Below are 20,984 nucleotides of genomic sequence, written 5' to 3' on the forward strand. Positions count from 1 at the left end.
TCTTCACCCTGTGGCGAGGGAGCTTGCTCCCGTTGGACTGCGCAGCGGGCCCAAAACCAGTCGACTCGGAGTGTCATAAGCACCGGGTTGACAGAGTTTGGGGCGGCTTCGCCACCCAGCGGGAGCAAGCTCCCTCGCCACAGGGTTTGTCAGCGTTTCACAGCCGTCGGCTTGTGCTGCTCAGCCCGCTTGCTCAGCAAATCAAACACCGCCGGATACGCCGGCCGTTCGATGTACCGTCCGGCACCACGTTCGGCGCGCAAGTCGCCATCGGCCCAGACCACGCGGCCCTGGCTGATGGTATGGCTCGGCACGCCGCGCACGGTCTTGCCTTCGAAGATGTTGAAGTCGACTTGCTGGTGATGGGTCTTGGCGGAAATCGTCCGCGTGCCCTGCGGGTCCCACAGCACCAGATCGGCATCGGAACCAACGCGGATCGCACCTTTGCGCGGGTAGAGGTTGAAGATTTTCGCGGTATTGGTGGAGGTAAGAGCAACGAATTGCTGCATCGAAAAACGCCCGGTGTTCACCCCTTCTTCCCAGAGCACGGCCATGCGGTCTTCAATACCGGCGGTGCCATTGGGGATTTTGCTGAAGTCGTCCTTGCCGGCGGCTTTTTGCTCGGCGCAGAAGCAGCAGTGGTCGGTGGCGGTGGTGTGCAGGTTGCCCGCTTGCAGGCCATGCCACAGTGCTTCCTGATGACCGCGCGGACGGAACGGCGGGCTCATCACGTAACCGGCAGCGGTCTGCCAGTCCGGGTGCTGGTAGACGCTGTCGTCCAGCAGCAGATGCCCGGCCAGCACTTCTCCGTAGACCGGTTGGCCTTTGCTGCGGGCATAGGTGATTTCGTCCAGCGCTTCTTTGGTCGACACGTGTACCAGATACAGCGGCGTGCCCAGGGTTTCGGCAATCCGGATCGCCCGGCTCGCGGCTTCGCCTTCAACCTGCGACGGACGTGACAGCGGATGCGCTTCCGGCCCGGTCATGCCCTGGGCCATCAGCTTGCGTTGCAGGTGATAGACCAGTTCACCGTTTTCCGCGTGGACAGTGGGAACAGCACCCAATTCCAGGCAGCGTTCGAAGCTCGCCACCAACGTGTCGTCGGCGGCCATGATCGCGTTTTTGTACGCCATGAAATGCTTGAAGCTGTTCACCCCGTGCTGGCTGACCAGCTCGGCCATGTCTTCGCGAACCTGCTCGCTCCACCAGGTGATGGCGACGTGGAAGCCGTAATCGGACGCCGATTTCTCGGCCCAGCCGCGCCACTGATGAAAGGCTTCCATCAACGATTGCTGCGGGTTGGGAATCACGAAGTCGATGATCGAAGTCGTGCCACCGGCAAGACCCGCCGCCGTGCCGCTGAAAAAGTCTTCGCTGGCCACGGTGCCCATGAAGGGCAGTTGCATGTGAGTGTGTGGATCAATGCCGCCCGGCATCAGGTATTGGCCGCTGCCGTCGAGTATTTCGGCACCTGCGGGAATATCGAGGTTTTCGCCAATGGCCTTGATCACGCCGTCTGCGCAATACACATCGGCGCGATAACTTTCATCATGGGTAACAACGGTAGCGCCACGGATCAACAGAGACATTCCGGATTCCTCGCAGGCAATGACCGACTGATGCCGGTTCTAAATGTTTTATATGAAGCAAGTGCAAACAGGGTTATTCCTGTCAATGCTGTCAGGATTAAACGCTAGCCGCAGTTTATGGAATCAGCAAGAATATTTTTTATAAGCTTATTTCTGTTTTAACTGTTTGATAAATAACGATTAAAAACAGAAATCCCCAAAATGGTGAGGCCTCTCACCATTTTGACGCACTTGACAGGATCGAAAAATGGTCAAGATTTCTTATGTGAAATCAGCTGTTTGAGTATGGTCTATGGTTGATGCGCGACTTTGAAAAAAAGATCAACGCACCAGATTGAGTCCTGACTGTTCGGACAACTTGCCTGGCATTCGGCCTGAGTGGCGCGGCAAATAGTCGGGTCGGTGAATAAAACTGATAAACATCAGTTAGTTGCAAAGTGTTTATGGAACTGCCCGATGCGCAATCGGGGTGTCCGGCACGGTTATTGATGGCGCCAGCCCCTGATGAGCAAAAATAATCAAAAGAACAGTGGAGCGGCCATGCAACAGATCAGATCGCAAGTGACCGAGCGCGACGGCTTGTTTGAGCTTGAAGCCGGCAGCGATGTCCTCGACAGTCCCCGGTATAACCACGACATCGCACCAACCAAAGTGCGCGAACGTACCTGGAATAAATGGCACATCACGGCGTTGTGGGTCGGCATGGCGATTTGCGTACCGACCTATACCCTCGGCGGCGTGTTGACCGCGTATTTCGGCCTGAGCGTTGGCGAAGCGCTGCTGGCGATTCTGTTTGCCAACATCATCGTGCTGATTCCCCTGACCCTGAACGCCTTCCCCGGCACCAAGTACGGGATTCCGTTTCCGGTGTTGCTGCGCTCGTCTTTCGGCGTCCTCGGTTCGAACATCCCGTGTCTGATCCGGGCGTTGGTGGCATGCGGCTGGTTCGGCATTCAAACCATGTTCGGCGGCCTGGCGATTCACCTGTTTCTGGGCTCGGTGTTCGAGGGCTGGAAATCCCTCGGCGGCACGGGTGAGGTGATTGGCTTCATGGTGTTCTGGGCGCTGAACCTGTGGGTGGTGATTCGCGGCGCCGAGTCGATCAAATGGCTGGAAACCCTGTCCGCACCGCTGTTGGTGCTGGTGGGCGCAGGGCTGCTGGTCTGGGCCATGCCGAATGTGTCGATGACCGAATTGCTGGCGATCCCGGCCAAGCGTCCCGAAGGCGCCGGCGTGGCCAGTTACTTCGCTGCCGGCCTGACGGCGATGGTCGGGTTCTGGGCCACGTTGTCACTGAACATTCCGGACTTCAGCCGCTACGCAAAAAGCCAGAAGGATCAGATTGTCGGGCAGATCATCGGCTTGCCGCTGACCATGTTCCTGTTTGCCTCCCTCGGCGTGGTGATGACCGCTGCCTCGGTGAAACTGGTGGGCGTGACAGTGTCCGATCCGGTGACGCTGATCGGTCATATCCAGAGTCCGGTGTGGGTTGCCATTGCCATGGCGCTGATCATCATCGCCACGCTGTCGACCAACACGGCGGCCAACATCGTGTCGCCGACCAACGACTTCCAGAACCTTGCGCCCAAGGTGATCAACCGGACTAAAGCGGTGATCCTCACCGGGTTGGTGGGGCTGGGGTTGATGGCCCATGAGTTGCTGAAAAAGCTTGGCCTGATCGTTTCGGACGTCAGCCTGGAGTCGGTCTATTCCAACTGGCTGCTCGGCTATTCCAGTTTGCTCGGACCCATTGCCGGGATCATGGTGGTGGACTATTTCCTGATCAAGAAACAGCAACTTGACCTTGCCGGGCTCTATCGCGATGACGTGTACCCGGCGTGGAACTGGAACGGGTTTATCGCATTTGGCGTGCCGGTGGTGCTGACGTTGTTGTCGTTGGGCAGCGATGCGTTCAGCTGGTTCTACAGCTATGGCTGGTTTACCGGTTCGGCGCTGGGCGGGGTGATTTATTACGGGTTGTGTGCGATGCGGCCCAGTCACTCTGTTGCGAAATCTGCGGTGTGAGATGGGGCCTCATCGCTGGCAAGCCAGCTCCCACAGGTGTCTCGGGTGTCCATAAAACCTGTGGGAGCGAGCCTGCTCGCGATAGCGGTGGCACAAGCACCAACAAATTGCCTGAAGAAATCCATAAGAACAGCCTGAGGAGATCATCATGAACGCGGCCGTAGACGTTCTGCAGTCCACCCATCAGCACATCAATCGCGATCGCTTGTGGCAGTCGCTCATGGAACTGGCCAAGCTCGGCGCCACGGTCAAGGGCGGCGTCTGTCGCCTGGCCCTGACCGATCTCGACCGCCAGGCGCGGGACATCTTCGTCAACTGGTGTGAGGAGGCCGGATGCACCGTCAGCATCGACGCCGTGGGCAACATTTTCGCCCGCCGTCCTGGCCGCAATCCGAACCTGCCACCGGTCATGACCGGCAGCCACATCGACACCCAACCCACGGGCGGCAAGTTCGATGGCTGTTTCGGCGTGCTCGCTGGCGTCGAAGTGCTGCGCACGCTCAATGACCTGAACATCGAAACCGAAGCACCGCTGGAAGTGGTGGTGTGGACAAACGAAGAAGGCTCGCGATTCGCTCCGTGCATGATGGGTTCCGGCGTGTTCGCGGAAAAATTCACCCTTGAAGAAACCCTGGCCAAGGTCGACGCCGAGGGTGTGACCGTCGGTGAAGCGCTCAACGCCATCGGTTACGCCGGGCCACGCAAAGTCAGCGGCCACGCCGTGGGCGCCTACTTCGAAGCCCACATCGAACAAGGCCCGATCCTCGAAGACGAACGCAAAACCATCGGCGTGGTGATGGGCGCACTCGGGCAGAAATGGTTCGACCTGAAACTGCGCGGCGTCGAAGCCCATGCCGGCCCGACGCCGATGCACCTGCGCAAAGATGCATTGGTCGGCGCCGCCGTGATCGTCGGCGCGGTCAATCGCGCCGCTCTCGGTCATCAACCGCACGCCTGCGGCACCGTCGGTTGCCTGCAAGCGTACCCTGGCTCACGCAACGTCATACCCGGCGAAGTGCGCATGACCCTCGATTTCCGTCACCTGGAACCGGCGCGCCTGGATTCGATGATCGCCGAAGTGCGCGAAGTCATCGAAACCACCTGCGAAGAACACGGCCTGACCTTCGAACTCACGCCAACCGCCGACTTCCCGCCGTTGTACTTCGACAAAGGCTGCGTCGAAGCGGTACGCGGTGCCGCGCAGGGACTGGGTCTATCGCATATGGACATCGTCAGCGGAGCGGGGCACGACGCAATCTTCCTCGCCGAACTCGGGCCGGCCGGGATGATCTTCGTCCCCTGCGAAGGCGGCATCAGCCACAACGAAATCGAAAACGCCGCGCCGGATGATCTGGCGGCGGGGTGTGCGGTGTTGTTGCGGGCGATGCTCGCCGCATCAGCCGCTGTCGCAAAAGGAGAACTGGCTGCCTGAGGCGCTCAACAACGGATCACCGTGGCGAGGGAGCTTGCTCCCGCTGGCCTGCGCAGCAGGCCCAAAACCCGCCAACTCAGAGTGTCAGGAACACTTGGTTGGCCGGGATTGGGGTGGCTTCGCCACCCAGCGGGAGCAAGCTCCCTCGCCACAGGCTCGCTCCTACAGAGTTCTTCGCACGAACGCAAAGCCGGGCGGTCGTAACTTCACAAGCCCTTCGCCCGTGTGGAGTTGTAATGAGCCAGGACGTCCTGACCACCGAAACCAATCGCCGCCAGTTGCAGCAGATCATCGCCGGTCTGTCCGACGGGGTGATTGTGCTCGACCCCGACCAGAGCATTCTCTGGGCCAATGACGCGGCGCTGGCCATGCACGGCGTCGAGCAGGTCAGCGATCTGGGCGCAGATGCCAAGGCCTATGCCAAGCGCTTTGCCCTGCGCTATCGCAATAATCATGTGGTGCCAGCCGATAGCTATCCCGTCAATCGAGTCGCGCGGGGCGAGACCTTCAGTGACGTGTTGGTGCAGGTCACCTCCTTGGCAGGTGAAGACGAGCGCACCTGGTTCCATCGGGTGCGCAGCCTGGTGTTGGCCGACAGCCGAGATGAGCCGGAATCCCTGGTGCTGATCATGGACGACGTCACCGATTGGGCCAGCGCCGAGCAGCGTTTCGAGAAAACCTTCGCCGCCAATCCGGCGCCGGCGGTGATCTGTCGCCTCAGTGATTTGCGCTACATCAAGGTCAATCCCGGCTTCCTGGAAATGACCGGTTATGCCCGCGATCAGGTGATCGGCACGTCCACCTATGAACTGGACGTGCTGGAACAGGCCGAAAACAAGGACCTGGCCAAGCAACGCTTGCGCGAGGGCGCGACCATCCCGCAGATGCAGGCCGAGTTACGCATGGCCGACGGTGGTAGCAAGCAGGTGATCGTTGCCGGTCAGCCGCTGGAACTCAACGACGAGGCTTGCATGCTGTTTTCCTTCGTCGACATGGAACCCCGGCACAAGGCCGAAATGGCTTTGCGCCAAAGCGAGGAACGCTTTGCCAAGGCGTTCCGCCTGTCGCCTGTGCCGATTCTGGTTTGCGGGGCGGGCGATCAGTTGGTGCTGGATGTCAATGAAGCGTTCCTCGATACCCTCGGTTATCCCAGCGAAGAGGTCCTCGGCGAAAGCATCGCGCAGATCGATTTTATCGATGACAAAGGTGCCAGAACCCGGCTGTTCGCGGCGCTCGAGAAGACCGGAAGCCTGGATCGCATCGATGTGCGGGTGCGCAAAAAGGACGCAGGGTTGATCGATTGCGCCGTGTCGGCGGACACGGTGAATATTCAGGATAATCCCTGCTACCTACTGGTGTTGATGGACATCACCGAGCGCAAGCGAACCGAGCTGGAACTGGTGTCGGCAATTGAAGAGGTGATGAAAGACGCCTCGTGGTTCAGTCGCACGCTGATCGAAAAGCTCGCCAACGTGAAAAACGTCAATTCACCGCAATTGCCCAGCGTGTCTTTCACCGATTTGACGGCCCGGGAGCGCGATGTACTGGGCCTGATCTGCGAAGGCCTGGCCGACAAGGAAATCGCCGCACGGCTCAAACTGGCTCCGAACACAGTTCGCAATCACGTGGCGACGGTGTATTCCAAGCTCGATGTGCACAGCCGCAGCGAGGCGATTGTCTGGGCGCGGGAGCGCGGTCTGTTTTCCGGCACAGGGCGATCCAAGGGCCAGCGGTAAGGTGCAAATGCACTAATGATCGGGGTGCAATTTAGTGTGTTGCTCTGGTGGGGCGGTTCTTAGGCTGGAACGGTGCGACAGGTATCTGCGGATCGCCTGAATGCCCTACGAAACCGCTGAAGGAACTGCCTGATGAATGTGCAATACGGTGTTTCACGCCGCCGGGGTCAATCGCAATGATGACGCTGGCACAGCTGCGAATGCTGATCGAAAGCAGTTTTTCACCTCGAGCCTGTGACTGCAGCATCACCGGCGATCATTCGTTGACCGTGAAGCTCTACCACCCGGTGTCGGGGCAGGTGGATCTGGTGGTCAGTGGCTTGAACATGGCGAAGCTGCAGTCAGCGGACGCGGCGGCTGCGCTGATTGAAGAACTGCGCTATGAGCTGGAGAGCAATACTTTGCATCGCCCTGATCCGGTGATGTAAGAACTGCCAGATTTTCAGGGCGTTGCTCAATGATTTCGCTATAAGTGATCCTTCAATATTTTTTTTATGACAGGTGTGAGGATTTTGCACGCCGGTTCTGTTGTCACAAAAAATGTGTCGTTCACTTATCGCGGGTCAACCTATGAAAACTCTTGGGAAACGCGTTTGTACACCTTTGTCGCTGGCATTCTGCGTGGCGATTCTCGGTGGCTGTGCCAGTCCGCCGCCGCCACCTCCCGCCGCGCCGCCGCCACCTCCCGTGCGCACCTGCCAGGACCCTATGGATAAAACCGATGTGATGGGGGATGTGCGTGGCGAAAACGGCGAGGTGACGCGAGTCACTACCACTACGCGCTGTGTGACGCAGTAACGCGGGAAACTGGACAATATCCCTGTAGGAGCTGCCGCAGGCTGCGATCTTTTGAATTTGTTTTCAAGATCAAAAGATCGCAGCCTGCGGTAGCTCCTACAAGGGAGGGATCAGGAAAGGAAGCCGCCATCCACGTTCAGCGAAACGCCGGTGGTGTAGCTGGAGGCATCGCTGGCCAGGTACAACACGGCGCCGGCCATTTCGCTTGGGTCCGCTACACGCTTGAGCGGGATCTGTTGCAGCGCGGTGTTCAGGATGGCTTCGTTTTTCACCAGTGCCGAAGCGAACTTGGTGTCGGTCAGGCCCGGCAGCAGGGCGTTGCAGCGGATGCCGAACTGCGCGCATTCCTTGGCGAAGACCTTGGTCATGTTGATCACGGCGGCCTTGGTCACCGAATAGATGCCCTGGAAAATCCCCGGCGAAACGCCGTTGATCGAAGCGACGTTGATGATGCTGCCGCCCCCGTTTTCGCGCATCAGCTTGCCGGCTTCCACCGACATGAAGAAGTAGCCGCGAATGTTCACGTCGACGGTTTTCTGGAAGGCGCTGAGGTCGGTGTCCAGCACGTTGCAGAACTGTGGGTTGGTCGCGGCGTTGTTGACCAGGATGTCCAGGCGCCCGAACTGTTCCTTGATGCCGGCGAAGACCTGGCTGATCTGTTCCATTTCACCGATGTGGCATGCGATGGCAGTGGCTTTGCCGCCGGCGGCGATGATCGCGTCGGCCACGTGCTGGCAGCCATCGAGCTTGCGGCTCGACACGATCACATGGGCGCCTTGCTGGGCCAGCAGTTTGGCGATGGCTTCACCGATGCCGCGGCTGGCGCCGGAAACGAAAGCGATCTTGCCGTCGAGGTCGAACAACTGAGTCTTGGACATGGGTTTTCCTTGTTATCGAGTCGGTAGGGGCGCGGTGTCAGGTCAGTGGCTGCGCATTATCGTTTGCGACCTTCGCGAGCAGGCTCGCTCCTACAGGGAGCCGCATTTCAATCAGAGGCTGGATTTCTGGATGACCTGCAGGCTCATCTGCTCCAGCAGTTTGTTCATGTGAATGAACTGCGCGAAGCGTTTGTCCTGGGTCTGACCATGGTAGAAGCGGTAGTAGATCTGCTGCACGATGCCGGCCAGACGGAACAGGCCGTAGGTGTAGTAGAAATCGAAGTTGTCGATCTGGATGCCGGAACGTTGAGCGTAGTAATCGACGAACTCGCGGCGGGTGAGCATGCCCGGTGCGTGGCTCGGCTGGCGGCGCATCAGTTGCACTGGCGCCGGGTCGCCGGCTTCGATCCAGTAGGCGAGGGTGTTGCCCAGGTCCATCAGCGGATCGCCGAGGGTCGTGAGTTCCCAGTCGAGCACGCCGATGATCTGCATTGGGTTGTTCGGGTCGAGGATCACGTTGTCGAAGCGATAGTCGTTATGCACGATGCTGGAGGTCGGGTGATCAGCCGGCATCTTGTCGTTGAGCCAGGCTTTGACCACGTCCCACTGCGGCGCGTCGGGTGTCAGGGCTTTCTCGTAGCGATCGCTCCAGCCTTTGATCTGCCGCGCCACATAACCTTCCGGTTTGCCAAGGTCGCCCAGGCCATAGGCGTTGTAGTCGACCCGGTGCAGTTCGACGAACTTGTCGATGAAGCTCTTGCACAGGGCTTCGGTTTTCGCTGAATCCAGGCCCAGTTCCGCTGGCAATTCCGAACGCAGGATGATGCCGTTGACCCGCTCCATCACATAGAACTCGGCACCGATCACCGATTCGTCGGTGCAGTGCACGTAGGCTTTCGGGCAATACGGAAAGCCGTCGCGCAATTGATTGAGGATGCGGAATTCGCGCCCCATGTCATGGGCGGACTTGGCCTTGTGACCGAAGGGCGGCCGACGCAGGACGAACTCCTGTTCGGGGTACTCGAGCAAATAGGTAAGGTTGGAGGCGCCGCCCGGGAATTGGCTGATCTGCGGCATTCCGCTGAGCCCTGGAATGTGCGCCTTGAGGTAAGGATCGATCAGGCTGGCATCGAGTTCTTCGCCGGAGCGGATATGGGTGGACTGGTCAGTAAGCGCCATGCTTATCCCTTCTGCTTATTCTGGAGGCCTGAAACTATTGGCTAATCTAATGCGCACACCCGGCACCCACAACCACGAACGGCCCTTATAGGTGATCGTGTTGCCGGGCAATCATTGCTTTTGATACAGCTGTTTGAATTGTCCTACACAACCGCGCTGCTGACGCCCTTCGGCAACTCGATGGGGGTCAGTACGGGTTGGCCGGAAAAGAACGCCACGAGGTTGCGGCCCACCAACTCGACGGTGCCTTGGGTGGCTTCCGGTGACAATCCGGCGACATGCGGGGTCAGGACCGCGTTGGGCAGGGATTTCAGCGCGTCCGGCACCTGAGGTTCGTCATCGAATACATCGAGTGCGGCACCGGCGATACGCCGTTGCTCAAGCGCGGTGATCAGGTCGGCGGTGACCACCACACTGGCGCGGGCGATGTTGACGAGAAAACCCTTGGGGCCGAGCGCGTCGAGTACCTGGCGGTTGATCAGGTGTTTGGTGCCGAGGCCGCCGGGAGTGGCGATGACCAGGAAGTCCGAGGCGCGCGCCAGTTCGGTGGGGGTCGAGCAGAACTCGTAGGGCACGTCGCTGCGATGCTGGCGATTGTGGTAGCACACGCTCATGTCGAAACCTGCGGCCGCGCGCTTGGCGATGGCCATGCCGACGGCACCGAGGCCGAGAATGCCCAGGCGTTTTCCCGCGAGGGACGGGCGCATGATTTTCGGCCACTCGCCCCGGCGCACAGCGGCGTCGCAGCGAGGAATATCCCGCACCAGCGACAGCAGCAAGGCCATGGCGTGGTCGGCGACGGACGAGGCATTGACCCCGGCGCCATTGGTGACGGTAATGCCCCGGTCGGCGGCGGTTTGCAGGTCGACCATTTCGTAGCCGGCGCCGATCACGCAGATGATCTTCAGGTTGGGCAGGGCGGCAATTTCATTGCCATACAGGCCCAGCGGGCCGCGGGTCAGGACTGCGTCGATCTGGCCGCTGTGGCGGCTGATGGCTTCGGCACGCTCGGCGGGCGTCGGGGCCAGAATCAGATGGAACCCCTGATGTTCGAGGATAGGCAGGTAATCATTGATGGTTTCAACCAGTACCAGAACGGTCGCGGGCATGCGTGGCTCCTGTGGGCATCGAATATCGGGCTCGAACGTCGCTTGAGATTGCTGGCTCCGCGACGTTTTGGCAATGATCAAAGCCAAGCGTTTCTGGAACCGCGCTACACAGTGTAGGAGCTGGCGAAGCCTGCGATATGTTCTCTCGATACCGAATATTCAGCAGGAAGCAGGGGATTCAGGCTTTTCGTCTGTCAGAAAACGGCGGGTGGCCTCGAGGATTTCATCCGACAGGGCTTCGCCGCGAGTGGCCCGGGCCAGCGTCAGCGCGCCGACCATCATTGAGTACTGCACCAGCGCTTGCTGGCGGTTTTCCTCTGGATCGTCCGAGTCCATCAGTTTGCCGAAGGAGTCGAGCAGCCGGTTGAGTCCCGCCATGAACGGTTCACGCAAGCCGCTATCGGCACTTTCGTGGCACATGTCGCCAGCGAAGGCCACCACCGGGCAGCTCTCACCGGGATTGTCGCGGCTGTGGGTGGACAAGTAAGGATCGATCAATGCCTTGCGTGCATCTGCTTTATCTTCACCTGTGGCAGCCCGTTCCCGCCAGCGCTCGCCCACCTGCTTGAACGCCCGCTCGCTGGCCTCCCTGGCCAGTGCTTCCTTGGACTCGAAATGACCATAGAAGCCGCCATGGGTCAGGCCGGCCGCAGCCATCACATCGACGACGCTGATGCCGTGCAGGCCGCGCTCTCGGAACAGCCGTGTGGCGGCGTCGACGATGATTTCGCGGTTGAGGTCGGCTTGCTTGCGGGAAACTCGGGGCATTGGCGGCTCACAGGTATCAAAGTTGAAAATCAGAGGGCGTACTGGGCAATGCCATTGCCGAACGACCAATTCTCTTTCTTCACTTCCACCAGATTAATGAAAACATCCTCCGGACGCACTGCCAGTTGCTCATTAAGGCCATCGACGATGGTTTTGTAGAGCAGTTTCTTCTTCTCCAGGGTCCGGCCTTCGCTCAGGGTGATCTGGATGATCACCAGGTTGTCGGTGCGCTGGATGCCCAGGTACTGCGGGTCAAAGATGAAATGCTGCTCATCGTGCTCGTTGAGAATCTGGAAATTATCGTTTTCCGGCACATCAATGGCGCTGCGCAGGGCGGCGTAGATCAACTGCCCGACGCGTTTGGCGTAGGTGGGGTCCTGCTGTTTCTTGAGATCGACGCGAACCAGTGGCATGTGAAGACTCCAGAAGGGTGTGGGTGTATTCAAAATACATGACGGGAAACCTTTATCAAGCATCAATTACGGTTTGGCGATGAAACGCAGGGGTGATATTGCGAATCAACCTGTAGGAGCCGAGCTTGCTCGCGATAGCGGAATCACATTCAACATTGATGTCAGCAAATACATCGCCATCGCGAGCAAGCTCGGCTCCTACAAGGGATTGTGTCGATCAATCCCCTCAACTTGGCACCACCGTTCCTCACCTAAGTCTTTGCTTCTGTTCACTAATACTCCAGAATCGCGCCCCTGTTTCGGCCAGGGCGCTGCCTGTCGGGTACTCCGACGTGTTCTGGCCGGGTGGCAAGTGACCGGAATGTGGAGATCCCACCGGATGAATGATCAGGCCAATAGCGTTAACGAACGCTATGTAGACGCGACACCAGCGACCCTTTCGAGCTGGAATCGCCAAGACACCACCTGGATGCTGGGCCTGTTTGGCACGGCGATTGGTGCGGGCACCCTGTTTTTGCCGATCAACGCGGGTCTGGGCGGTTTCTGGCCGCTGCTGATCCTGGCATTGCTGGCATTCCCGATGACCTTCTACGCACACCGCGGCCTGACCCGCTTCGTGTTGTCCGGCCGTGAAGGCGCGGACATCACCGAAGTGGTGGAAGAGCATTTCGGCATCAGGGCCGGCGCGCTGATCACCTTGCTGTACTTCTTTGCGATCTTCCCGATCCTGCTGATCTACAGCGTGGCGCTGACCAACACTGTCGGCAGCTTCCTCGAACATCAACTGCACATCATGCCGCCACCGCGCGCCGTGCTGTCGCTGGTGCTGATTCTCGGCCTGCTGGCCGTGGTGCGTTGCGGTGAGCAACTGATCGTCAAGGCCATGAGCCTGATGGTGTATCCGTTTATTGTCGCGCTGCTGTTCCTGGCGGTGTTTCTGATTCCGCACTGGAACGGCGGCATCCTGACCACCGCCACCACGCTGCCTGAGCCGTCGGCGTTGCTGCATACCCTGTGGCTGGCGATTCCGGTGATGGTGTTCTCGTTCAACCACTCGCCGATCATCTCGGCATTTGCGGTGGACCAGAAGCGTCGTTATGGCGAACACGCCGAACAGCGCAGCTCGCAGATCCTGTCCCGCGCCCACGCCTTGATGGTGGTGATGGTGTTGTTCTTCGTCTTCAGTTGCGTGCTGACCCTGTCGCCGGCGCAACTGGCTGAAGCGAAAGCGCAGAACCTGTCGATCCTGTCGTACCTGGCCAACCACTTCAGCAACCCGACCATCGCCTTCGCGGCGCCGTTGATTGCCTTCGTGGCCATTTCCAAGTCGTTCCTGGGACACTACATCGGTGCCAGCGAAGGTCTCAAGGGGCTGATCGTCAAGAGCGGCAAGCGTCCGTCGGCCAAAACCCTGGACCGTATCGTGGCGGCGTTCATGCTGGTGGTGTGCTGGATCGTCGCCACGCTGAACCCGAGCATCCTGCGCATGATCGAAGCCTTCGGTGGCCCGGTGATCGCAGCGATCCTGTTCCTGATGCCGATGTACGCGATCCGCAAGGTGCCGGCCATGGCCCGTTATCGTGGTCAGGCGTCGAACGTGTTTGTGGTGGCGGTTGGTTTGGTGGCGATTTCGGCGTTGATCTATTCGCTGAGTGCCTGAGTAGGGAGGTTTCAGAAACGCTGAAACCCTGTGGGAGCGGGCTTGCTCGCGAAGGCGTCGTGTCAGGCGGAACCAATGGCGACTGACATGACGCCTTCGCGAGCAAGCCCGCTCCCACATTTGATCCGAATCAGGCATTTAATAATGTTCAGGGCATAAAAAAACGCCGCTCATCTCACGATGGGCGGCGTTTTTTATTGCTGTGTAACGTTAGGCTTGAACGACCGGGATATTGGCGTTCGCTGCAGCTTCACGGAACTCGGCGATCTGGTCGAAGGACAGATAGCGGTAAACATCGGCCGCCATGCTGTCGATCTTGCCAGCGTATTCCATGTATTCCTCAACGGTCGGCAGGCGACCCATGATGGAAGCCACGGACGCCAGCTCAGCCGAAGCCAGGTAGACGTTTGCGCCGTCACCCAGACGGTTCGGGAAGTTACGGGTCGAAGTCGACACAACAGTCGAGTTCGGCTCTACACGTGCCTGGTTACCCATGCACAGCGAGCAGCCCGGCATTTCCATGCGCGCGCCAGCCTTGCCGTAGATGCCGTAGTAGCCTTCTTCGGTCAGTTGGTGAGCGTCCATCTTGGTCGGCGGCGACAGCCACAGACGGGTTGGCAGCTGACCCTTGACCTGTTCCAGCAGTTTACCGGCAGCGCGGAAGTGACCGATGTTGGTCATGCACGAACCGATGAACACTTCGTCGATCTTCTCGCCAGCAACGCTGGAGAGCAGGCGAGCGTCGTCCGGATCGTTCGGCGCGCAGAGCACAGGCTCGTTGATGTCGGCCAGATCGATTTCGATGATTTCAGCGTATTCGGCGTCGGCATCGGCTTCCATCAGTTCAGGGTTGGCAACCCAGGCTTCCATCGCTTGTGCACGGCGTTCCAGGGTGCGCGCATCGCCGTAGCCTTCGCCGATCATCCAGCGCAGCAGGGTGATGTTGGAGTTCAGGTACTCGGTGATCGACTCTTTCGACAGCTTGATGGTGCAACCGGCAGCCGAACGTTCGGCCGAGGCGTCGGACAGCTCGAAAGCTTGCTCCAGCGTCAGACCTTCCAGGCCTTCGATTTCCAGGATGCGGCCGGAGAAGGCGTTTTTCTTGCCTTTCTTCTCGACAGTCAGCAGACCGTTCTGGATGGCGAAGTAAGGAATGGCATGAACCAGGTCACGCAGGGTGATGCCAGGTTTCATTTTGCCTTTGAAGCGCACCAGGATCGATTCCGGCATGTCCAGCGGCATAACCCCGGTGGCAGCGGCGAACGCGACCAGACCGGAACCGGCCGGGAACGAAATGCCCATCGGGAAACGGGTGTGCGAGTCACCACCGGTGCCGACAGTGTCTGGCAGCAGCATACGGTTCAGCCACGAGTGGATGATGCCGTCGCCCGGACGCAGGGAAACACCGCCGCGGGTCATGATGAAGTCAGGCAGGGTGTGGTGGGTGGTCACGTCGATCGGCTTTGGATAAGCCGCGGTGTGGCAGAACGACTGCATCACCAGATCAGCGGAGAAGCCCAGGCACGCCAGGTCTTTCAGTTCGTCACGGGTCATTGGACCGGTGGTGTCCTGAGAACCTACGGTGGTCATCTTCGGTTCGCAGTAGGTGCCAGGACGAACGCCTTGGCCTTCTGCCAGACCGCAAGCCTTGCCGACCATTTTCTGCGCCAGGGTGAAACCCTTGGTGCTTTCAGCTGGAGCTTCAGGCTTCTTGAACAGGTCGAACGCTGGCAGACCCAGTTCGGCGCGAGCCTTCTCGGTCAGGCCACGGCCGATGATCAGCGGGATACGGCCGCCGGCGCGAACTTCGTCCAACAGGACCGGAGTCTTCATTTCGAAGGTGGTCAGGACTTCGTCGGTGCCGTGCTTGCAGACTTTGCCAGCATGCGGGTACAGGTCGATCACGTCGCCCATGTGCATGTTGGAAACGTCGAATTCGATTGGCAGTGCGCCGGCATCTTCCATGGTGTTGTAGAAGATCGGAGCGATTTTGCTGCCGAAGCAGAAACCGCCGGCACGCTTGTTCGGTACATAAGGAACGTCGTCGCCGAAGAACCACAGTACGGAGTTGGTTGCCGATTTACGCGAAGAACCGGTACCGACCACGTCACCGACGTAGGCGATTGGGAAACCGGCGTTGCGCATTTCTTCGATCTGCTTCATCGGACCGGTGACGCCTTGTGCGTCAGGCACGATGCCGTCGCGAGCCATTTTCAGCATGGCCAGGGCGTGCAGCGGGATGTCCGGGCGGGACCAGGCATCAGGAGCAGGGGACAGGTCGTCGGTGTTGGTTTCGCCAGTCACCTTGAACACGCGCAGGCTGATCTTGTCGGCCAGGGTAGGGCGGTTCTTGAACCACTCGCCGTCAGCCCAGGATTGCAGCACGCCTTGAGCGTGAGCATTGCCTTTCTTGGCGCGTTCAGCGACGTCGTGGAACGCATCGAACATCAGCAGGGTGTGCTTGAGTTCTTTGGCCGCTACTGGAGCCAGTTCGGCGTCGTCCAGCAGGTTAACCAGAGTCACGATGTTATAGCCGCCCTGCATGGTGCCGAGCAGTTCAACAGCGCGCTTCTTGTCGATCAGGGGGGATTTGGCTTCGCCTTTGGCGATGGCGGACAGGAAGCCGGCCTTGACATAGGCTGCTTCGTCCACTCCAGGCGGAACGCGATTGGTGATCAGGTCAACGAGGAATGCTTCTTCGCCAGCCGGGGGATTTTTCAGCAGCTCGACCAGGCCTGCAGTTTGTTCGGCGTTAAGCGGCTGGGGAACGATACCCAGTGCTGCACGCTCTTCGATATGTTTGCGGTAGGCTTCAAGCACAGTTATTACCCTCATCAGTGGTCCCAAATGGGTGTCCGGGACGCTCATCCCGAAATTGCCGTACTCATGCGCTGCATGGCGTTGTGAGCCACTTAGCCAGAATTACCGACAATTCCTTACAGAAGCTGCTTTCAAAGTTTTACGCCTGCAGAACGGGAGCTGATGAGGGTTGGCGTTGGGCTTTTCCCCGCTGGAAAAACCCCTCGCCAACACCGCTCTGAAGGAACGACTGTGCTCGTGACGCTTTGAAAACAGCTTCTAACGGACATTGGCGCCTAAAAAGGCAGGCTGATTCTACGGCAAAAAAAAATTAAAGGTAAGTCAGTGTTTATTGGACTTTGGTGGTGGCGCTCAGCACGGGTCCATTGACCATAACCCCTTAACTTTGAGGGGTGATGAATATCGGACAAAGGGCTAACATGCCGGCCTGTTTTGCTTTTTCGCGTTCTGCCTACCTATGCCCAATCAGACCATCAAGACCCCCTGCGTCGGCCTTTGCTCCACTGTTTACGGTGACCTGGTGTGCCGTGGCTGCAAGCGTTTCCACCATGAAGTGATTCACTGGAACGGCTACAACGAGGAAGAAAAACGCGCGGTGTGGCTGCGTCTTGAGCAACTGTTGTCCCAGGTAATGGCGGCCAAGGTGGAGATTTTCGACCCGGCCCTGCTCAGAACGCAGCTCGAACAACGCAAGATTCGCTTTGTGCCGCATCAGTCCGAGTATTGCTGGGCCTACCAGTTGATCGCGCGGGGCGCGCGGGTGATCAACAATCTGGAAGCCTACGGGATGGTGCTGCTACCGGAGTTCCGCGACTGGAACCTGCCGGAGTTGCGTGATGCCATTGATCGGGAGTTTTTCCTGCTCTCCGAGGCGCATTACCAGCGCTATATTGCGCCGGGGTTTCTGAAAGACGTCTTCGGCGGCTGACCTCCGATTTCTGTGGCGAGGGAGCTTGCTCCCGCTCGGCGGCGCAGCCGTCGCAAATCGAGCTGGCATTGTGCATCTGACAGAACGCAGGGGGTCGCTTCGCAACCCAACGGGAGCAAGCTCCCTCGCCACAAAGGTTGGCACTCTTCAATGCTTACCCGCAATCTCCTCCAGATGATCCTCGATCTCCTGCGGCTTAAGCACCAGCACATCGCTCTCCACCGCATCGAGCACCACTTCCGCCGTATTGCCGATCAACGTCCCTGAAAACCCGCTGCGCGCCACGGTGCCGATCACCGTCACCGCCGCCTGCAGCTTGTGCACCATGAACGGAATCAGCACATCGGCCGGGCCTTCCTCGATATGCAGGTGCTCATCGTCGATATCAAATTCCGCCTGGAACGCCTTGCACTGTTCGCGATAGCGCGCCGCGATGGTGTCGCTGAGCTGAAACGTCGGGTCGGCCGACGACAGCATCGGTGAAGGATGGGCGCTGATCACGTGCAAGTGAGCCTTGGCCAGGGTGGCGATGTCATAGCCGTGATCGATGATGGTGTTGTGCAGGTGGCGGTGTTCGGGGTCAGAGTTGCCGACATCGACAGCCGCCAGTATCACTTTGTCCTTCCACGAACCTGCGGTTTTCACCAGCAGCACCGGAGTCGGGCAATGGCGCAGCAACTTCCAGTCTGCGGGAGTCAACAGGGCTCTTTTCAGCGCACTGTCGGGGAAGTGCTGCTTGACCACCAGTCCGCAGCCTTCGGCCTGCTGCACATCGACGATGGTTTCATGCAGGCTCTCGTTCCAGGCCTGTTCGGTGGTCACACTGTAACCGTCCTCCAGCAATGCGGCCTTGAGCACACCGAGCATGCCGCTGTGATCATGTTTCGGATCGCACACCAGCAGGTGCAAATGCGCCTGGGTCACACCGGCAATCAACTTGGCCCGTTTGAGCGCCAGGCTTTCCGCGTGTTCGGGCTCGATGACCACCAGAATGCTGCGTATGGCTTGCATGATCGGGATCTCCTGAAAATGAAAAAGCACGGCGTTGCACAACTATAGTTGCTGCCCACAGGCCTGGGTGTTGATACATATCAACGGTCGGCGACTGGTGGTCTGCCCGCAGGCCGGTATAATCGGCGCCCTTCGTTTTGAACCTTTTATCCCGTGGGCCCCATGATCCTTCCCGAAATTCACGAATTCCTTGGCTGTCGCACCCCCGACGGCTGGGTCCAGGCTGCGCTGGCCGATCAGGAAACCCTGCTGATCGACCACAAGAATTGCGAATTCAAGGCTGCCAGCACCGCGCTGAGCCTCATTGCTAAATATCACTCCCACGTCGACCTGATCAACATGATGTCGCGCCTGGCCCGGGAAGAGCTGGTGCACCATGAACAAGTCATGCGCCTGATGAAAAAGCGCAAGATCGAGCTGCGCCAGTTGTCTGCCGGGCGTTACGCCTCGGGTTTGCGCAAAGTGGTGCGCAGTCACGAACCGGTGAAACTGGTGGATACGCTGGTGGTCGGCGCGTTCATCGAAGCCCGCAGCTGCGAGCGTTTCGAGGCTCTGGTGCCGCACCTGGACGAAGAACTGGGCAAGTTTTATTTCGGCCTGCTCAAAAGCGAAGCGCGGCATTTCCAGGGTTATCTGAAACTGGCTTACCAGTACGGCGACGTGAAGGACATTGCCCAGGTGATCGACAAGGTCCGTGCCGCCGAGCAGGAACTGATCGAGACGCCGGATGTGGAGTTCCGTTTTCACAGCGGTATACCTGCTGCGGCGTAAGCGGCGAAAAGTACCCGGGAAAAAATCGGCCATCCAGGCCGATTTTTTTTGCCATCAAAGAGGGGATCAGGTCACCGAGTGAGACACCTTTCTTTCAAGGATACTTACGATGAACGTTATTTTTGAGCGTTCATGGGTGTTGGCAAGATAAATATAAGGTGAGCCTTTTACAGTAAGTCCGCCTACATACTTTTTGTCTTCAGTCATTAGAGAGATGGGAGTATGAACAGTGCGCAAGTCTTTCAAGGTGACGGACTTGTTGTGCTGATCCATAAGTGTGAAAACTGTCGGCTCGTCATCTTCTGAGTCCACCGTGCCGAGCACTTCCAGCCAACGTTCGCTGACTTTCTTGTTGTAGTGTTCTCCTTCGTTCCTTATGGAAAGCACGTAGCCTGCGGTGGTGTGGAGAAAGTGCAGCTTCAACGGTTGCACCGGTCCGGACTGGGCATTTGGGCGGATGCCTAACAGACTCGAGTGATCACGTGTCTGGGGTTTTCCGGTAAAGAACCCGCCGCTGAACAAATTGACGGTGGCCAGTGCGGGCTTGCCATGAAGTTGTTCAAGTAAATTAACTTTGTGATCGAACATATTAAGTGTCGCGACAAACGATTGTTCAATGTCGATGTTCATTTTGCTATCCATGCTTATGATTTGATTTAGGGTTGTGCTGAACTCCTAGATTAAGCAGTTTTGTTTTTTGGCGTTAAGTAACGTGTATTGCAAAAGGTTTTGGAAGCTGATGCCCGGTGTTATTTACTCAATCCCAGTCGTTCATGCCATTGCGCAATCGACTCTTCGGGATAAACATCAAATTGTTTATCTCCCGGCCGCACCTTGGCCTCGACCCAAGGCGCCCTGGAGCTGAGCATCAAATGCGTATGCTCCGGCGGCACCGGCAACGGGGTATCGATGGCCGATGCGAAGGGGTGGATCAACTCCGGCCATTCCGGGCTGAACAGCCATAACCCCGAACCGCAAACCGAGCAGAAATGTCGCTCGGCACTGCTGCGGTGGGCACGTTGCTCACCTTCGCCCTTGAGCAGCGCATGGTATATCGCGATGTTTTTGCGCCCGCGTACTTTCAGGCTGTTGGCGTCGCCGGCAATGTTGATTGCATAACCGCCACCTCCCTGGGTCTTGCGGCAGATCGAGCAATAGCAGCGTTGATAGGGGTAGGGGTGGGCGCTGGCCAGACTGAACGACACTGCGCCGCAATGGCAGGAGCCTTCGAGTTGCATGGCGACCTCCGGCAGGTCTTGGGATTTATCCCATCAGCCTAGACCGGTACCAGAATCGCATCGCCGGTTGCGACCAATTTCAGTTGATCTCCCGTTTGCGCGAACAGCTCGGCGCGGGCAAAGACCTGCTTTTTTCCGGCCTTGACGACCTTGCCCCGAGCGATGAAAACCTCACCGACAGCGGGCGCCAGGCAGTTGACCGTGAAGTGTGAAGCCAGGACATTGCCGGCGACCGTTCCAGCGGCGAAACCGCACGCCGTGTCGAGCATTGCTCCGATCAGGCCGGCATGCAGGAACCCGGCATATTGCGCCATGTCCTCTTCACGAAACGCCAGGCTGAGTTCGGCTTCACCGCTCTCCGCGCGGGTGACTTCGAAGCCAGCCCAGCGGTTGAAGGCTGAGGTTGAGTTGATTTGCTTGAGTGTGTTGAGCATGTCGAATCCCTCCGGTTGAGAGAGCAACATGCGCCGGGATGGTGGCGGTGTCATCGTTGATCAGGAACGGTGATAGTCAGCCGGGATTGTGGTGAATGGGCCGGCCTCATCGCCAGCAGGGCTAGCTCCCACATTGGATCTGTGGCCTTCACAAATTCCCTGTGGGAGCTAGCCCTGCTGGCGATGAACGATAAC

At 58.7% G+C, this 20,984-nt stretch carries 18 protein-coding genes; 7 read left to right on the forward strand and 11 right to left on the reverse strand.

Annotated features, from left to right (window positions below; genetic code table 11):
- Positions 1 to 149 precede the first annotated feature (149 nt).
- A complete protein-coding gene (gene hydA / locus V6Z53_RS15450; protein ID WP_338586421.1) occupies positions 150 to 1,589 on the reverse strand; it encodes a dihydropyrimidinase in 1,440 nt (479 codons plus the stop codon).
- 540 nt (positions 1,590 to 2,129) lie between these two features.
- Between hydA and V6Z53_RS15455 the strand changes: the two genes are divergently transcribed.
- The 4 genes from V6Z53_RS15455 (at position 2,130) to V6Z53_RS15470 (ending at position 7,210) form a co-directional block, all read left to right on the forward strand.
- On the forward strand, positions 2,130 to 3,614 hold the full coding sequence (locus V6Z53_RS15455) for an NCS1 family nucleobase:cation symporter-1 (protein WP_338586422.1): 1,485 nt from the start codon (positions 2,130 to 2,132) through the stop codon (positions 3,612 to 3,614).
- Positions 3,615 to 3,762: 148 nt separating this feature from the next.
- Positions 3,763 to 5,046, forward strand: coding sequence for a Zn-dependent hydrolase (locus V6Z53_RS15460; protein ID WP_338586423.1), 1,284 nt, complete (start codon positions 3,763 to 3,765; stop codon positions 5,044 to 5,046).
- A 236-nt stretch (positions 5,047 to 5,282) separates the two neighbouring features.
- A complete protein-coding gene (locus V6Z53_RS15465; protein ID WP_338586425.1) occupies positions 5,283 to 6,782 on the forward strand; it encodes a helix-turn-helix transcriptional regulator in 1,500 nt (499 codons plus the stop codon).
- 176 nt (positions 6,783 to 6,958) lie between these two features.
- Positions 6,959 to 7,210 (forward strand): DUF1652 domain-containing protein, encoded by a 252-nt coding sequence (locus V6Z53_RS15470; RefSeq protein WP_338580438.1) that lies wholly within the window; start codon positions 6,959 to 6,961, stop codon positions 7,208 to 7,210.
- 480 nt (positions 7,211 to 7,690) lie between these two features.
- On the opposite strand, the gene V6Z53_RS15475 is transcribed toward V6Z53_RS15470, so the two are convergent.
- The 5 genes from V6Z53_RS15475 to V6Z53_RS15495 all read right to left on the reverse strand — a co-directional run bounded on the left by V6Z53_RS15475 (position 7,691) and on the right by V6Z53_RS15495 (position 11,927).
- Positions 7,691 to 8,458 (reverse strand): SDR family oxidoreductase, encoded by a 768-nt coding sequence (locus V6Z53_RS15475; RefSeq protein WP_103393686.1) that lies wholly within the window; start codon positions 8,456 to 8,458, stop codon positions 7,691 to 7,693.
- 111 nt (positions 8,459 to 8,569) lie between these two features.
- Positions 8,570 to 9,637 carry a phosphotransferase family protein gene (locus V6Z53_RS15480; RefSeq protein WP_338580439.1) on the reverse strand — a complete coding sequence of 356 codons (1,068 nt, stop codon included), beginning with the start codon at positions 9,635 to 9,637 and terminating at the stop codon, positions 8,570 to 8,572.
- A gap of 143 nt (positions 9,638 to 9,780) precedes the next feature.
- Positions 9,781 to 10,746: a 2-hydroxyacid dehydrogenase gene (locus V6Z53_RS15485; RefSeq protein ID WP_338580441.1), complete on the reverse strand. Its 966-nt coding sequence runs from the start codon at positions 10,744 to 10,746 to the stop codon at positions 9,781 to 9,783.
- Between the two features lie 159 nt (positions 10,747 to 10,905).
- Complete coding sequence (locus V6Z53_RS15490) at positions 10,906 to 11,514, reverse strand: TetR/AcrR family transcriptional regulator (RefSeq protein WP_338580442.1); 609 nt, start codon at positions 11,512 to 11,514, stop codon at positions 10,906 to 10,908.
- 29 nt (positions 11,515 to 11,543) lie between these two features.
- Entirely contained in the window at positions 11,544 to 11,927 is a 384-nt protein-coding gene (locus V6Z53_RS15495) for a tautomerase family protein (protein WP_338580443.1), read from the reverse strand.
- 379 nt (positions 11,928 to 12,306) lie between these two features.
- On the opposite strand from V6Z53_RS15495, the gene V6Z53_RS15500 reads away from it, so the two are divergent.
- Entirely contained in the window at positions 12,307 to 13,587 is a 1,281-nt protein-coding gene (locus V6Z53_RS15500; RefSeq protein WP_338580444.1) for a serine/threonine transporter, read from the forward strand.
- 210 nt (positions 13,588 to 13,797) lie between these two features.
- Here the strand turns inward: V6Z53_RS15500 and acnB are convergent, their stop codons facing one another.
- The gene (gene acnB, locus V6Z53_RS15505; protein ID WP_338586500.1) at positions 13,798 to 16,407 is read right to left on the reverse strand and encodes a bifunctional aconitate hydratase 2/2-methylisocitrate dehydratase; all 2,610 of its coding nucleotides are present in this window, start codon (positions 16,405 to 16,407) and stop codon (positions 13,798 to 13,800) included.
- Between the two features lie 457 nt (positions 16,408 to 16,864).
- On the opposite strand from acnB, the gene V6Z53_RS15510 reads away from it, so the two are divergent.
- Positions 16,865 to 17,335: a DUF1289 domain-containing protein gene (locus V6Z53_RS15510; RefSeq protein WP_338580445.1), complete on the forward strand. Its 471-nt coding sequence runs from the start codon at positions 16,865 to 16,867 to the stop codon at positions 17,333 to 17,335.
- 147 nt (positions 17,336 to 17,482) lie between these two features.
- On the opposite strand, the gene V6Z53_RS15515 is transcribed toward V6Z53_RS15510, so the two are convergent.
- On the reverse strand, positions 17,483 to 18,346 hold the full coding sequence (locus V6Z53_RS15515) for a universal stress protein (RefSeq protein WP_338580446.1): 864 nt from the start codon (positions 18,344 to 18,346) through the stop codon (positions 17,483 to 17,485).
- Positions 18,347 to 18,508: 162 nt separating this feature from the next.
- Between V6Z53_RS15515 and miaE the strand changes: the two genes are divergently transcribed.
- Positions 18,509 to 19,117 carry a tRNA isopentenyl-2-thiomethyl-A-37 hydroxylase MiaE gene (gene miaE / locus V6Z53_RS15520; protein ID WP_338580447.1) on the forward strand — a complete coding sequence of 203 codons (609 nt, stop codon included), beginning with the start codon at positions 18,509 to 18,511 and terminating at the stop codon, positions 19,115 to 19,117.
- Positions 19,118 to 19,183: 66 nt separating this feature from the next.
- Here the strand turns inward: miaE and V6Z53_RS15525 are convergent, their stop codons facing one another.
- The 3 genes from V6Z53_RS15525 to V6Z53_RS15535 form a co-directional block, all read right to left on the reverse strand.
- Positions 19,184 to 19,747: a hypothetical protein gene (locus V6Z53_RS15525; RefSeq protein ID WP_338580448.1), complete on the reverse strand. Its 564-nt coding sequence runs from the start codon at positions 19,745 to 19,747 to the stop codon at positions 19,184 to 19,186.
- A gap of 119 nt (positions 19,748 to 19,866) precedes the next feature.
- Positions 19,867 to 20,355: a GFA family protein gene (locus V6Z53_RS15530; protein ID WP_338580449.1), complete on the reverse strand. Its 489-nt coding sequence runs from the start codon at positions 20,353 to 20,355 to the stop codon at positions 19,867 to 19,869.
- Positions 20,356 to 20,393: 38 nt separating this feature from the next.
- A complete protein-coding gene (locus V6Z53_RS15535; RefSeq protein ID WP_338580450.1) occupies positions 20,394 to 20,789 on the reverse strand; it encodes a PaaI family thioesterase in 396 nt (131 codons plus the stop codon).
- Between the last annotated feature and the right edge of the window lie 195 nt (positions 20,790 to 20,984).

Origin of the sequence: Pseudomonas sp. MAG733B (assembly GCF_036884845.1) — a bacterium.
Classification (GTDB): Bacteria; Pseudomonadota; Gammaproteobacteria; order Pseudomonadales; family Pseudomonadaceae; genus Aquipseudomonas.

Excerpts from the sequence above, each read along its gene's own strand:
- V6Z53_RS15530 (WP_338580449.1), bottom strand. The coding sequence starts at position 20,355 with ATGCAACTCGAAGGCTCCTGCCATTGCGGCGCAGTGTCGTTCAGTCTG.
- V6Z53_RS15495 (WP_338580443.1), bottom strand. The coding sequence starts at position 11,927 with ATGCCACTGGTTCGCGTCGATCTCAAGAAACAGCAGGACCCCACCTAC.
- V6Z53_RS15485 (WP_338580441.1), bottom strand. The coding sequence starts at position 10,746 with ATGCCCGCGACCGTTCTGGTACTGGTTGAAACCATCAATGATTACCTG.
- V6Z53_RS15510 (WP_338580445.1), top strand. The coding sequence starts at position 16,865 with ATGCCCAATCAGACCATCAAGACCCCCTGCGTCGGCCTTTGCTCCACT.
- V6Z53_RS15535 (WP_338580450.1), bottom strand. The coding sequence starts at position 20,789 with ATGCTCAACACACTCAAGCAAATCAACTCAACCTCAGCCTTCAACCGC.
- hydA (WP_338586421.1), bottom strand. The coding sequence starts at position 1,589 with ATGTCTCTGTTGATCCGTGGCGCTACCGTTGTTACCCATGATGAAAGT.
- V6Z53_RS15515 (WP_338580446.1), bottom strand. The coding sequence starts at position 18,346 with ATGCAAGCCATACGCAGCATTCTGGTGGTCATCGAGCCCGAACACGCG.
- miaE (WP_338580447.1), top strand. The coding sequence starts at position 18,509 with ATGATCCTTCCCGAAATTCACGAATTCCTTGGCTGTCGCACCCCCGAC.
- V6Z53_RS15465 (WP_338586425.1), top strand. The coding sequence starts at position 5,283 with ATGAGCCAGGACGTCCTGACCACCGAAACCAATCGCCGCCAGTTGCAG.
- V6Z53_RS15525 (WP_338580448.1), bottom strand. The coding sequence starts at position 19,747 with ATGAACATCGACATTGAACAATCGTTTGTCGCGACACTTAATATGTTC.
- V6Z53_RS15470 (WP_338580438.1), top strand. The coding sequence starts at position 6,959 with ATGATGACGCTGGCACAGCTGCGAATGCTGATCGAAAGCAGTTTTTCA.
- V6Z53_RS15455 (WP_338586422.1), top strand. The coding sequence starts at position 2,130 with ATGCAACAGATCAGATCGCAAGTGACCGAGCGCGACGGCTTGTTTGAG.
- V6Z53_RS15480 (WP_338580439.1), bottom strand. The coding sequence starts at position 9,637 with ATGGCGCTTACTGACCAGTCCACCCATATCCGCTCCGGCGAAGAACTC.
- V6Z53_RS15500 (WP_338580444.1), top strand. The coding sequence starts at position 12,307 with ATGAATGATCAGGCCAATAGCGTTAACGAACGCTATGTAGACGCGACA.
- V6Z53_RS15460 (WP_338586423.1), top strand. The coding sequence starts at position 3,763 with ATGAACGCGGCCGTAGACGTTCTGCAGTCCACCCATCAGCACATCAAT.
- V6Z53_RS15475 (WP_103393686.1), bottom strand. The coding sequence starts at position 8,458 with ATGTCCAAGACTCAGTTGTTCGACCTCGACGGCAAGATCGCTTTCGTT.
- V6Z53_RS15490 (WP_338580442.1), bottom strand. The coding sequence starts at position 11,514 with ATGCCCCGAGTTTCCCGCAAGCAAGCCGACCTCAACCGCGAAATCATC.